This window comes from Cellulosimicrobium sp. I38E (genome assembly GCF_001647255.1).
GTDB classification, from domain to species: Bacteria; Actinomycetota; Actinomycetes; order Actinomycetales; family Cellulomonadaceae; genus Cellulosimicrobium; species Cellulosimicrobium cellulans_E.
Map to the genome: position 1 here is coordinate 13,369 of NZ_LUAZ01000025.1, position 12,989 is coordinate 26,357.

General features: G+C 77.4%; 10 protein-coding genes. 5 read left to right on the forward strand and 5 right to left on the reverse strand.

Translation table 11 applies throughout. From position 1 onward, the window contains the following. Positions 1 to 148 precede the first annotated feature (148 nt). From A0J59_RS09020 to A0J59_RS09040, 5 genes are read left to right on the forward strand one after another with little or no spacing between them, the layout of a single operon-like run. Positions 149 to 1,285, forward strand: a complete 1,137-nt coding sequence (locus A0J59_RS09020; RefSeq protein ID WP_064315892.1) for an AAA family ATPase — start codon at positions 149 to 151, stop codon at positions 1,283 to 1,285. Beyond that, positions 1,276 to 3,777, forward strand: a complete 2,502-nt coding sequence (locus A0J59_RS09025) for a DUF5682 family protein (RefSeq protein WP_082918876.1) — start codon at positions 1,276 to 1,278, stop codon at positions 3,775 to 3,777. Before A0J59_RS09020 ends, A0J59_RS09025 begins: the two co-directional genes overlap by 10 nt. Next, complete coding sequence (locus A0J59_RS09030; RefSeq protein WP_255365100.1) at positions 3,774 to 5,018, forward strand: VWA domain-containing protein; 1,245 nt, start codon at positions 3,774 to 3,776, stop codon at positions 5,016 to 5,018. Before A0J59_RS09025 ends, A0J59_RS09030 begins: the two co-directional genes overlap by 4 nt. Continuing rightward, complete coding sequence (locus A0J59_RS09035) at positions 5,015 to 7,210, forward strand: hypothetical protein (RefSeq protein WP_064315893.1); 2,196 nt, start codon at positions 5,015 to 5,017, stop codon at positions 7,208 to 7,210. Before A0J59_RS09030 ends, A0J59_RS09035 begins: the two co-directional genes overlap by 4 nt. Beyond that, the gene (locus A0J59_RS09040) at positions 7,207 to 8,904 is read left to right on the forward strand and encodes a bifunctional 3'-5' exonuclease/DNA polymerase (RefSeq protein ID WP_064315894.1); all 1,698 of its coding nucleotides are present in this window, start codon (positions 7,207 to 7,209) and stop codon (positions 8,902 to 8,904) included. The genes A0J59_RS09035 and A0J59_RS09040 overlap by 4 nt, the downstream gene beginning before the upstream one ends. Before the next feature lie 58 nt (positions 8,905 to 8,962). On the opposite strand, the gene A0J59_RS09045 is transcribed toward A0J59_RS09040, so the two are convergent. From A0J59_RS09045 to A0J59_RS09065, 5 genes are read right to left on the reverse strand one after another with little or no spacing between them, the layout of a single operon-like run. After that, on the reverse strand, positions 8,963 to 9,451 hold the full coding sequence (locus tag A0J59_RS09045; protein ID WP_255365101.1) for a VOC family protein: 489 nt from the start codon (positions 9,449 to 9,451) through the stop codon (positions 8,963 to 8,965). Then, complete coding sequence (locus tag A0J59_RS09050; protein WP_064315895.1) at positions 9,417 to 10,325, reverse strand: helix-turn-helix domain-containing protein; 909 nt, start codon at positions 10,323 to 10,325, stop codon at positions 9,417 to 9,419. Before A0J59_RS09050 ends, A0J59_RS09045 begins: the two co-directional genes overlap by 35 nt. A 29-nt stretch (positions 10,326 to 10,354) precedes the next feature. Next, positions 10,355 to 10,744 carry a hypothetical protein gene (locus A0J59_RS09055; protein ID WP_064315896.1) on the reverse strand — a complete coding sequence of 130 codons (390 nt, stop codon included), beginning with the start codon at positions 10,742 to 10,744 and terminating at the stop codon, positions 10,355 to 10,357. 20 nt (positions 10,745 to 10,764) lie between these two features. Continuing rightward, positions 10,765 to 12,477: a SulP family inorganic anion transporter gene (locus tag A0J59_RS09060; RefSeq protein WP_064315897.1), complete on the reverse strand. Its 1,713-nt coding sequence runs from the start codon at positions 12,475 to 12,477 to the stop codon at positions 10,765 to 10,767. Next, on the reverse strand, positions 12,474 to 12,941 hold the full coding sequence (locus A0J59_RS09065; RefSeq protein WP_082141415.1) for a metalloregulator ArsR/SmtB family transcription factor: 468 nt from the start codon (positions 12,939 to 12,941) through the stop codon (positions 12,474 to 12,476). The genes A0J59_RS09060 and A0J59_RS09065 overlap by 4 nt, the downstream gene beginning before the upstream one ends. Positions 12,942 to 12,989: the final 48 nt, after the last annotated feature.

The following is a 12,989-nucleotide window of genomic DNA, read 5'->3' on the forward strand; positions in this document are numbered from 1 at the left end:
GGGCGGCCCGCACCAGGGCCGACCGGCACGGCGCGGTGCGGGCGCCGGGTGAGGGCGCCCGCACCGCCCGTCGTGTGGGACGCGGCTCCTACGCTGACCTGCAGGACCACGGGCACGGCGCCCACGACCCGACGAAGGAGGAGCCCGGGTGACGAGCACGACGACCGGTGACGCGCAGGTCGCGGCCGGGGTGCCGGGCGAGCTGCGGCCGCCCGCCGAGGTCCGGTACGCCGACGAGCTCGCGGCGCTCGCCGCGGCGGACGCGCGGCGCGGCGCCGACGTCCCGCCCGGGTGGCGGCTGAGCCCTCGCGCGGTGCGCGCGTTCGTGGTGGGCGACGCCGAGCTGGGCGTGAGCCGCAAGTTCTTCGGCGACGACCCGCTCGTCGACCGCGCGGTCGTGTCGCTGCTGGGCCGCCAGGGGCTCATGCTCGTCGGCGAGCCGGGCACCGCGAAGTCGCTCCTGTCCGAGCTGCTGGCCGCCGCCGCCAGCGGCACGTCGACCCTCACGGTCCAGGGCACCGCGGGTACGAGCGAGGACCACGTGCGCTACTCGTGGAACTACGCCCTGCTCATCGCCGAGGGACCCAGCGAGCGCTCGCTCGTGCCGTCGCCCGTCTTCCGGGCGATGGAGAGCGGTCGCGTCGCGCGGTTCGAGGAGATCACGCGCTGCGCGCCCGAGATCCAGGACACGCTCGTGTCCGTGCTCTCGGAGAAGCAGCTCATGGTCCCCGAGCTCGGCGCCGACGCACGCGTCGCGGCGCGTCCCGGCTTCAACGTGTTCGCAACGGCGAACCTGCGCGACCGCGGCGTCCACGAGATGTCGGCGGCCCTCAAGCGTCGCTTCAACTTCGAGACCGTCGCGCCCATCCGCGACCGCGCGTTCGAGATGGAGCTCGTCGAGAGCCGGCTCACGGCCGAGCTCGGCCCGGCCCCGGAGCGCCCGCGGCTCGACCGTGACGTGCTCGAGGTGCTCGTCACGGTCTTCCAGGACCTGCGCACGGGCACGACGGCGAGCGGCGCCCCGGTCAAGCGGCCCGAGACCGTGATGTCGACGGCCGAGGCCGTGAACGTCGCGGTCGCCGCGTCGCTCGAGGCGCGGTACCTCGGCGACGGCACGGTGACCGCGGGCCAGGTCGCGCGCCAGGTGGGCGGCGTCGCGCTCAAGGGCGACGAGGAGGACGCGCGCCGCCTGCGCCACTACGTCGACAACGTCGTGCGCGAGCGCGCGCGGTCCGACGCGCGCTGGAAGGACTTCCTCACCGCGGCGGGCGACCTGTGGCGGTAGGCCTGCGCGCGGCGTGGGACGCCGCGCCGCCCCGGCTGCGGCAGGCGGCGCAGGACCTGGCGGCCCTGCGCGAGCGCGACGGCGTGCACCTCTTCGGCGTGCGCCATCACAGCCCCGCGTGCGCGGTCGCCGTGGCGGCCCTGATCGAGGAGGTCCGCCCCGCGGTCGTGCTCGTCGAGGGGCCGGAGGAGTACACGCGGCTGCTGCCCGCGCTGCTCGACGAGCGGACGGTCCCGCCGGTCGCCGTCCTCAGCCTCGCCGGCGACCCCACGGACGGGGCGCGAGGCGGCGCGGGCTTCTATCCGCTCGCGCGGTACTCGCCCGAGTGGGTCGCGCTCCGGGCGGGGCACGCCCTCGGCGCCCAGGTCGCGTTCGTCGACTCTCCGTGGGCGGCGCGGGGGCCGGGCGAGGATGACGAGCACGACGACCCGACGGCGCGCACGGTCCTCGCGGAGCGGCACCTCGCGCACTCCCGCACGGTCGCCCGCCTCGCGGAGCGTCTCGGGTGCCGCGACCACGACGAGCTGTGGGATCACCTGTTCGAGGCACGGGACACCGCACGCCTGCGCGACTGGCGCGAGCTCACCGACGACGTGTTCGCGTGGGCGGCCCTCGCGCGCCTCGACTACGAGGACGAGGTGCTTCTTGCCGACGGGTCGCTCGACCGGGAGGCGCGCATGTCGACGCGCGTCGCCGAGCACGCGGCGCGCGCGGAAGGGCCGGTCGTCGTCGTGACGGGCGCGTTCCACACTCTCGCCCTCGTCGAGGCGCTGACCGGGAGCGAGCACGGCGAGGCCGTCGTCGCGCGCCGCCCGGAGGGCGGGTACGGCGACCTGGCCGACGCCCCCGCGTGGCTCGTCCGGTACGACGACGAGCGGCTCGACGCGCTGCACGGCTACGGCGCCGGCATGCCGACACCCGGGTACTACGACCGGCTCTGGGCCGCGCACCACGACGCGGGCGGTCCCGCGGGCGCGGCGAACGGCGTCCTCGTGGACGTCGGACGCGGGGCGAGCGCCCGCGGCGCGCTCGTGAGCGTCGCGCAGTCCCAGGCCGCCGTCGAGCACGCGCACCGGCTGGCCGCGCTGCGCGAGCGGCCCTGGCCGTGCCGCACCGACCTGCTCGACGCGATCACGTCCTGCTACGTCAAGGACGCCGACGACCTCGACGCGGCGGGCGACCGGCCCCTCGGGCTCGCGGTCGCGGAGGTGTTCGCCGGGCGCGCGCTCGGCGACGTGCCGCCCGGGGGCGCGGCCCCGCCGCTCGTGGAGGAGGCGCGCTCGCGCGCGCGGGCCCTGCGCCTGGACGTGTCCGACTCCGTGCCGCGCACCGTCCGGCTCGACGCGCGCCGCCGGGCCGCGCACCGCGACCGGCGCCGGTTCCTCGCGCTGTGCGCGTTCCTCGACCTGGGGTTCGCGCGCCGCGTCTCCGGCCCGGACCACGTCGCCGGGCGCGGTCTCGGCCTCGTGCTCGAGGAGTGGGAGTACGCGTGGACGCCGCTCGTGGAGGCGCGGCTCGTCGAGCTCTCTCACCGGGGGGCGACGCTCGAGGCGGTCGCCGTGGCGCTGCTCGACGACGCACGCGACCGAGCCCGCGAGGAGCGGTCGAGCGACGCGGTGGCGCGGCTCGTCGCGCAGTGCGTCGTGGTGGGCCTGCCCGACCGGCTGCCTCCGCTCGTCGCGCTCGTCCGCTCCACGCTCGACGTCGACCCGTCCCTCGCCTCGGTGGTGGCCGGCATGCGGCGCCTCGTCGGACTCTGGCGCGCCCGCGCCGAGCTCGAGCTCGGCGAGCGCGCCGCGGCCCTGCTCGACCTCGCGGAGCAGGGCCTCGCTACCGCGGCCTACCTCGTGCCCGACCTCGCGGCCGCCGACGAGGCGACGCAGGACGACGCGCTGACGAGCCTCGTCGCGCTGCGCTCCCTGGTCCGCGACCTGCGCGACGCGGGTCGTGACGGCACCGGCTCGGCGGCGGAGTCCGTCGCCCGGGCGCTCGCGCACGTGCGGGAGGACGGCGACGCGTCGCCCGCGGTGCGCGGCGCGCTCACGGCGTTCGCCGCCGTCGACGACGAGCTGGACGACGAACCCGGCGGCGACGGTCTCGTCACGCGGGTCCGGGCGCACCTCGCGCCCGGTGCGGACCCGGTGGCGGCGACGGCGTTCCTCGCCGGGGTGATGCGTGCCGCGCCCGACCTCCTGCTCCACACCCCCGAGATGTTCGACGCGGTCGACGACGGGCTGCGCGGCCTGGACGAGGACGCGTTCCGTGCCGTGCTGCCGGACCTGCGCCGGGCGTTCACGTGGCTGCGGCCGACGGAGACGCACCGCCTCGCGGAGCGCGTCGCCGCGCGGACCGGGACGAGCGCTGCCGCGCTCGACCGGCACGTCGACGTGACCGAGGACGACCTGCGGGCGGGGCTGCTCGTCGAGCGCGAGCTCGTCGCGGTGCTGGAGCGCGACGGCCTCGGTGCCTGGGTCGGCGGGGGAGCGTCGTGACGGCCGCGGGCGTCGGCACGGCGGACGTGCCGGACGCGACGTCGGCCGGGACCCCGCGCGACGGCTCCGGACGCGGCGCGGGAGAACCTGCCGGGAGCCGTGCGGACGATCAGGAGGCCGCGCGTCGGTGGCGGCTCGTGCTCGGCCGGTACGCGGCTGACACGTTGCCCGTCGCGCCGCAGGACCAGGGCCTCGACCGGACGCTCGGCCACCTGTACGACCGGGAGTACACCGCGCGTGGGCACCGGCACGGCGACGGCGACGACTCCCGTCCCGGGCGCGGCGGCGGGGGGCGCGGGGGTTCGGTCGTCGCGGGCCTGGACTGGCTCGAGTCGGCGCGCGAGCTGTTCCCGCGCGAGACGTTCGAGCGCATGCAGGTCGAGGCCGTGGGCCGGTACGGGATGACGGAGCTGCTCGCGGACCCCCGCGCGGTCGACGCGGTGGAGCCGAGCACGGAGCTCGCGTCCGCGCTGCTGCGCGCCCGGGGACGGCTGGGGCCCGGCGTGCAGGACGGTCTGAAGCGGCTCGTCGCGCGCGTCGTGGAGGACGTCGTGAAGCGCCTGCGGCCCCGCTTCGAGACGGCCGTGGACGGGCGTCGCGACCGCTCGCGTCGATCGTTCGTGCGCTCGAGCCGCACGTTCGACGCGGCCGCGACCGTGCGCGCGAACCTCGGGCGCTGGGACCCGGAGACGCGGCGCCTGCTCGTCACGGACCTCCGCTTCTCGGCGCGGCGCCGTCGCGCGCTGTCGTACGACGTGGTGCTGCTCGTCGACCAGTCCGGCTCGATGGCCTCGTCGGTGCTGTACAGCGCGGTGAGCGCCGGCATCCTCGCCGGGCTGCCCGGCATCACGGTGCGGCTCGTCCTGTTCGACACGTCCGTCGTCGACATGTCCCACCTCGCGCACGACCCCGTGACGGTGCTCCTCACGGCGCAGCTCGGCGGCGGCACGGACATCGCGCGCGCGGTGCGCTACGCGGAGCAGCACGTGCGCGACCCACGCCGGACCGTCGTGGCGCTCGTGACCGACTTCGAGGAGGGCGGCTCCGTGTCGCAGCTCGTGGCGAGCGTCGGGCGGCTGCACGCGTCCGGCGTGCGGCTGCTCGGCCTGGCCGCCCTCGACGGCCAGGCGAATCCCGCGTACGACCGAGGTGTCGCCCGGCGGCTCGCGGAGCAGGGCATGGAGATCGCGGCCCTCACCCCGGAGCGTTTCGCCGAGTGGCTGGGGGAGGTGCTCCCGTGAGCGGCACCACCGGTCCCGGCCTGTGGGCGGCGGTGTACGCGGGGTACGACGACGCCGCGCTCGCCACGCTCGCCAACGCCGGCCTGGTCCGTCGGGCGCGCAAAGACGTCGCCGCGGGCAAGGTCGAGGTGCTCGAGCAGCGCGCGGACGGGGCCGTGCTGTCGGTCGGGGGCGCGCGCGTCGAGCTCGACGCGCGCGGCCCTGCGGGTGCACGATGCGCGTGCCCGACGCCCGGCGCGTGCCAGCACGTCGTGGCCGCGTGCCTGTGGGCGCGCGAGGCGACGGCCGAGTCGGTGGCCGATGCGGCGACCGAGCAGGTGGAGCCGGTCGCGGCGGTCGGCGACGGCGCGGCGGTGGTGCGACCGACGGCGGACACTCCCGCCGACGCCGACGCCGACGCCGACGCCGACGCCGATGCCGATGCCGATGCCGGCCCCGGCCCCGGGCCGAGGGCCGACCCGCTGGGCGAGATCCTCGCGCTGGACCCGATTGCCGTGCACCGCACCGCCGGCGCCGCCGTCGTGCGCGCGCTCGCCCGGGAGATGCGGGAACGGGCGGAGACGCCGACGCGCGGGGGCGCGACGGACGTGACGGTGGACGGTCCTCGCCTGGTGGTCTCCTGGCCCGACGCCCCGCGCGTCACCTACGTCGCGGGGGCGGGCTTCGCCGGCATGCTCGTCGAGCGCGAACGCGTCGCCTCCCCGACGCCGCGCGCGGCGGACGACCGACGGTGGCGCCTGGAGGCGCTCGCCCGAGTCTGGGACGCGCACGGCCGTGTGTGGCCGTGGCCCGAGGAGACGGCTGCCGCCGCGCCGCGCTCCGCGGGGGTCCCCGACGCCCGGACGGTCGCCGACGAGGTCGCGCGCGCGGTCGAGCGGGTCCTCGACGTCGGGCTCTCGCACCTCGGCCGCGACGACCTGGAGGAGCTGCGCGGCGCCGGGGTCCTCGCCCGGCTGGGGCGCCGGCCCGCGGTGCAACGGCTCGTGACGTCGGCGCTCGGTCGGCTCGAGGCGCTCGCCGACCGCCGCGACGCCGTGGACGAGACGGAGTGCCTGCTCGCACTGGCCGAGCTCTGGGCGTTCGTGCGGGCCGAGCCCGCGCCGGACGCCGCGGCGCCCGACGAGCGCGTGACGGACCTGCCGCACCTCGTCCCGCTCGGGGCGCGCTGGTGGGTCGCGGCGTCGGGGGCGCGGGGCGTCACCGTGCACGTGTGGGACGTCGCGGAGGGCCGGACGCGAACGGTCACGACCGGACGGCCGCCCGGTGCCGACCCGACGTTCCGCCGCTCGTGGGACCTCCCGCTCGTCTGGGGGCGCTCGGTGGAGGCGCTGTGCCGCGGCCCGTTCGGCCTGCGCGGGGCGACCGAGCGCGCCGGGGCGCTGCGGCCCGGCGAGGGCCCGGTCGTGGAACCGCTCGGGACGCTGACCGCCGACGCGCTGCGCGACGTCGCCGAGCGGACCGCGGAGACCGACGCGCGCGCCGAGGTGGGCTTCGGCCGTCGGCCGGCCGTGGTGCGGGTCGTCATGGTCCGGGACGCGGGCCCCGTCGGCGTCGACGAGGTCGCGCAGGAGATCACCTGGACCCTCGTCGCGGCGGACGGCACGCCGACCGTCGTGCGCGTCGACGCGGCGGACGAGCAGGCCTGCGACACCCTGCTCGGGGTCGCGGCGGGGAACCGCCGGCTCGTCGCCGTCGCGGTCGAGCACGACCTCGAGTCCGGCGGGGCCGAGGCCGTCGGCCTGTTCGTCGAGCGGCCCGGTGGAGGGCTCGGGCTCGTCGTGCCGACGCTCACGCCCGCGTACGACCACCGCACCTGGTCGACCGCGTGGACGAGGCTCCGCGCGCGCGTCCGTGCGCTGCGGGGACGCGCGACGACGCACGTGCGCGAGGTCGCGCCGCCGCGACCTGTCGAGGACGTGTGCGCCACGGTGCTCGACGCCGCCGTGGCGCTCGCGGCGACCGGCCGTCGGCACCTCAGCCCGCACCAGGGGGCCGCCCTCGCCCGCGCGGCGCGGACCGCGGACGACCTCGGGGCCCCGACCCTCGCGGGTGCGGTCGCGCTCGTCGCCCACGAGCCTGACGCCGCGCGCCTCCTGCGGGCGGCGCTCGTCGCCGCGCGGGGTCGCGCCCTCGCGCGGGTCGTGGGCTCGTCCCGCGAGCTCCGGCCGGACCAGCGGGCGGTGCGCGCATGAGCACCTACGCCGTCCACGTCGGGTCGCCCGAGCACGGCCGGGTCGAGCACGTCGTCGACGGCCCCGCGGAACCCGTCCGTGAGACGTGGGACGACACGAACCGGTGGTACCCACGCCTCCTCGCCGAGGGCCGGCGCGTCGAGCGGTCGCACGACCTGCGCCTGTCCCACGTCGTGCTGCGCCGCTCGCAGCTCGCCGCGGGCTCGGCGCTCGCGCGGCGCGAGCCGGGTCCGTGGGACGCGCTCGCCGCCGCCCCGGCCGGCCCTGAGCCGACGGCGGTGCCGCGTCCCGTCGGCCTGTTCGAGCTCGGGCCGCAGGCCGCGCCCCGCGTCGAGCTCGACACGGTGGCGGAGCTGCGCGACCAGCTCGCCGCGGTCGCGGGCTGTGAGGGCCCCGACGGACCGGGGCGGCTGCGCATGCTGCTCGCCGCCGAGTCGGCGGGCGCGCTCGTCGCGGCGGAGATGCACCACGCGGGCGTCCCGTGGCGCGCCGACGTGCACGACGCGATCCTCACGGACGCGCTCGGCCCACGCCCGCGTCCCGGCGAGCGCCCCGCGCTCATGGAGGACCTGGTCGCGCGCATCCGCGCGGCCCTCGACGCGCCGCCGACCCTCAACCCGGACTCGCACCCGGACCTGCTCAAGGCGCTCCAGTACGCGGGAGTCGGCGTGCGGTCGCTGCGCAAGTGGGAGCTCGAGCGCACGGACCACCCCGTCGTCGAGCCCCTGCTCGAGTACAAGAAGCTCTCGCGGCTCCTCACCGCGAACGGCTGGTCCTGGCTCGACACCTGGGTCCACGACGGGCGGTTCCGCACCGAGTACGTCGTGGGCGGCGTCGTCACGGGCCGGTGGTCGTCGAGCGGCGGCGGGGCGCTGCAGCTGCCCAAGCAGGTGCGCCGCGCGGTCGTCGCCGACCCGGGCTGGAAGCTCGTCGTCGCCGACGCCGCGCAGCTCGAGCCGCGCGTGCTGGCCGGGCTCGCGCACGACGAGCGCATGGCGGCGGCGGGGCGCGGGGGCGACATGTACGCGGGCATCGTCGCCTCGGGAGCCGTCGCGACGCGCGACCACGCGAAGGTCGGCATGCTCGGCGCGATGTACGGGGGGACGACGGGCGACAGCGCGCTCGTCCTGCCGCGGCTCGCGAAGGCGTTCCCCGACGCGATCGGCCTCGTGGAGCGCGCCGCGCAGGCCGGCGAGCGTGGCGAGGTCGTGTCGACCCTCCTCGGGCGGAGCTCGCCACGACCCGGCGAGTCGTGGCAGGCGGCCCAGGAGGGTGCCTACGCGGTCGAGGAGGGCGGCGCGGTGGACGTCGAGAGCGGCCGGACGGGCGCGGACGCGCAGGCGCGTGCCCGGTCGTACACCCGGGCGTGGGGGCGCTTCACGCGGAACTTCGTCGTGCAGGGCACGGCGGCCGAGTGGGCGCTGTGCTGGCTCGCCTCGATCCGCCGCAGGCTGTGGGACCTGCCCGTCGCATCGACCCCGGGCGCCGCGCCCGCGCCGTTCGCCGACCGGGCGCACCTCGTGTTCTTCCTCCACGACGAGGTCGTCGTGCACGCGCCGGCCGAGCTCGCCGAGGCGGTGGCCGACGAGGTCCGCGCGGCCGCGGCGGAGGCGGGGCGCCTCCTCTTCGGGGAGTTCCCGGTCGACTTCCCGCTCACCGTCGCGCTCGTCGACCACTACGCCGAGGCGAAGTGAGGAACGGGCGACGGGCCGCGGCGGACCCGTCGCCCGGTGGTGCCGTCGCCCGACGGCGTCAGCGCCGCGGCTCGCCGCGGTAGGTGCCGAACGACCACAGGTTGCCCTCGGGATCCTGGAGCACGAGCTCGCGGCTCCCGTAGTCCGTGTCCCGGAGCGGGACGACGACGCGTCCCCCGGCACCCGGCGCGCGCTCGCGGAGCCGGGCGTCGAGCGCCTCGATCTCGTCGTCGGGGACGACGACGTACGTGCCGCAGGTCCCGGGCTCGCGCGACCACTCGCGGTCGGGGGAGTGGCTGCCGAGCATGATCCCGCCGCCGTGCGGCCAGTCGAGCTGGGCGTGGGCGACGTCGCGGTCGTCGCCCGCCATGACGGCCGTCGCGACGAACCCGACGACGTCGGTGAGGAACGCGACGAGGCTGCGGGCGTCGCGCGCCTGGAGGGTGGGCCAGACCCACGGTGTCGGCGGCGCGTCGGGCACCGGGGGCGGCGCCGCGGGCGTGCCGGAGGTGTCAGTCGGTGTGCGGGTGCTCTCGTGGATGCTCATGCCCCCACCCTGGCCCGTCGGTGTGGCCCCCGGCTTGGATGTTCCCGAGCTCTTCGCGCACCCAGCCGGTCGGGCTCGTGCCCGCGAACCGGCGGAAGTCGCGCACCAGGTGGGAGTGGTCGGCGTACCCGGTCTGCGCGGCGACGTCGGCGAGCGTCCGGGAGCCCCGGCCGAGGGCGAGGCGCTGCACCTGGCGGCGGGCGGCGTCGAACCGCACGAGGCCGCGCGCCGCCCGGGGCGTGACGCCGAGCTCGGCCCGGAACAGCGTCTCGAGCTGGCGCTCGCCGAGAGCGACGTGCCGCGCGACGTCGCGCACGAGTGCCCGACCCCGGGTGCGGACGAGCAGGCGCCAGGCCTCCGCGACCTCGACGCGCACCTCGCCGCGGACGGGCACGGCTCCGGGGCCGTGGGGTGGGTCCGCCGGGGCTGCGAAGGCCGCGCGCACGGCGTCGAACGCGGCCGCCCACGAGCCCGCCTCGGCGGCCTGCTCGCGCAGGCGGGCGGCGTCGGGGCCGAGGACGGCGTCGCCGTCCTCGACGAGGCCGAGGTCGCCCGCGCGCACGCCCAGCAGCCCCCGGCAGGCCAGCGGGTCGAGCGCGAGCTGCACGCCCGCCTGCTCCCGCGGCTGGTGGATCAGGGCCGGGTGCGTGTGCAGGCCGCCGACGAGCGACTCGTAGCGCACCGGGACGGCGTCCGGCCCGGGCGACGTCGGGACGACGCCCGCGGTGCTCACGACGAGCGTGAGCCACGGCGACGGGAGGCCGCGGTGGACCGACGGCGCGCCGTCCGTCGTCTCCGTCCGCAGGCGGTACCCGACCATCGACACGACGCCGGGCGGCAGCGCGTCCGACGGGGCTCGCACGAACTCGTGCATCCGACCACGCTAGACGGCGCGCGTACGGCTCACAGCCCGAGCGGACGGTGCCACCCGACGTCGACGCGGAGCGTGGCGCCGGACGCCTCGTCGTCGGCCTCCCACACGCACCGGACCCGCCGGTCGAGGACCGACATCGCGTCGCACCGCCGCCCCGCCTCGTCGAGGCCGACCCGCGCACGGACGGCGTCGCGGTCGTGCCCGGGCCACGAGAGCGTCAGCTCGCGCCAGCAGCCGCCCGACCCGCAGTCCGTCCCCTCGTCGACGACCTGGACGCCGTCGGGGAAGGCCGGGACCGGGGGCGTACCCGCCTCGTCGAGCTCGACCCAGAGGACGGGACCGAGCAGCCACCCGACCAGGAGGACCAGTCCGACGGCCGCACCGGCGACCCCGGCACGACGGCCCGCCCTGCGCTGCATCGGCGCATCGTATCGAGAGGTCAGGTCGACGGGCGCAGCCCCCGCACCTGGGGGACGTCCGTGCCCCGGGCGGCGCGACGCACGTGGGAGCGCGCGTGCTCGATCGCGTCGTCGAGCGTGTCGAAGAGGTGGTTCTCGTGGCGGAGCTCCGCGAGCGCCCCGACGTTCGTGAGGAGCGACCGGTGCTGTTCCTGGACGCCCTTGACGAGCACGGTCACGCCGCGCGCCTCGAGCCCTTCGACGAGCTCGCCGAGCGCCCTGGCCCCGGTCGCGTCGACCATGCGGAGCTGGGAGAGCCGCAGGACCACGACCGCGACGTCGTCGTGCGACGAGGCGTCGGTCACCTCGGTGAGCACGCGGTCCGCGGCGCCGAAGAACATGGAGCCCTCGAGACGGAAGAGCGCGACGTGCTCGTCGCCCGGCTGGGCAGGCCCGGGGAGGGGGTCGCGGTGCACGGCCGAGGCGCGGGCGACGGTCCGCAGCGCGAAGAACGCGGCGACGAGGATGCCGATCTCGATGGCCTGCACGAGGTCGAACGCGACGGTGACGACGGCGGTGACGACGAAGGTCGCCGCGCTCGACCGCCCGGCGCCGACCACCGAGCGGATCGTCCGGGCGCCGATCATCCGGAAGCTCGTCACCATGAGGACGCCGGCGAGCGCGGCGAGCGGGATCCGGGAGACCGGGCCCGTGGCGAGGTAGATGACGGCGAGGATCACGACGGCGTGCACGACGGCCGCGAGCCGCGTGCGGGCGCCGGACCGCACGTTGACCGCGGTGCGGGCGATGGCACCCGTGGCGGGCATGCCGCCGAAGAGGCCGCTGGCCACGGACGCGAGGCCCTGCCCGACGAGCTCGCGGTCGGGCTGGTAGACGGAGCCCCCGGGCGACCCGGTCTGCACCATGGAGGCGGCGACGCGGGCGGACAGCAGCGACTCGATGGCCGCGAGCGCGGCGATCGCGAGGGCGGCGCCGCCGAGGTCGCGCAGCGCGCCGGGGGTGAACGTCGGCAGGACGGGCGCGGGCAGGGACGAGGGCAGGGCGCCGATGCGCGGGACGGGGGCGCCGAACGCCTCGACGAGGACGGTGGCCAGCACGACCGCGACGAGCGACGCCGGGATCGCCGCGTGGGCGCGGGGGAGCAGCAGCATCGTCGCGGCGACGAGCGCGACGCACCCGAGCGTCCACAGGACCGGGGCGGGCGGGACGTCGGTCACCGCGGTGCGCACGGCCCCGACGGCGGTCACGAACGTGTTGTGACCAGGGGCGGCCTCGACCCCGACCGCGGCCGGGACCTGCTGGAGGAAGATGATGCAGGCGATCCCGAGCGTGAAGCCCTCGACGACGGGCCAGGGGATGTACGTGACGACGCGCCCGAGCCGGGCGAGCCCCGCGACGAGGACGACGAGCCCGGCGAGGACGGTGACGAGCGCGACGGAGCCCAGCCCGTGGGTGACGACGATCGGCGCGAGCACGACGGCCATGGCCCCGGTCGGTCCGGAGACCTGGTGGTTCGACCCGCCGAGCACGGCGGCGACGATCCCCGCGATCACCGCGGTGACGAGCCCGGCTGCCGCCCCGACGCCGGAGCTCACGCCGAACGCGAGCGCGAGCGGGAGGGCGACGACGCCCACGGTGACGCCCGCGAGGAGGTCGGCGCGCAGGGTCCGGGGGCGCAGGTCGTAGTCGGAGCGTCGCGGGAGCAGGTCGCGGACGGCGGCGAGGCGGCTCATGCGGAGGCGTTCGACGCGGTCGCGTCGAGCACGGCCCGCGCCGACGCGCCCGGCAGGGCGGGGAGCCGTCGCGCGGCGTCGAGCTGGTCGGACGCGCCCGCGAGGTTCGAGAGGAGGAACGCACGCGCGACGACGAGGAGCTCGGCGACGAGCGGCTCGGCGAGGCGGTACTCCACCGCGTTGCCGCTGCGGGTCGAGGTGACGACCCCGGCCCGGCGCAGCACGGCGAGGTGCTGGGAGAGCTGGGAGGGCTCGCACCCCGTGACGTCCAGCAGGTCGGACACGGGCGCGGTGTGGTCGGCGTCGGCCGCGAGGACCTCGAGCACCTGGATGCGGGTGGGGTGGGCGAGGCACCGGAAGAGCTCGGCCTTGATGCGGTAGAGGGGAGCGGTCTCGTCGGTTCCCCGGGCGCCGTCGCCGCGCGCGTCGGCGTCGGGCCGGTCGGGGCGGGGGGTGCGGGGCACGGGTCCTCCGAGCAACGGTTTGATGAATTGCGCAATCCATCAAACCAC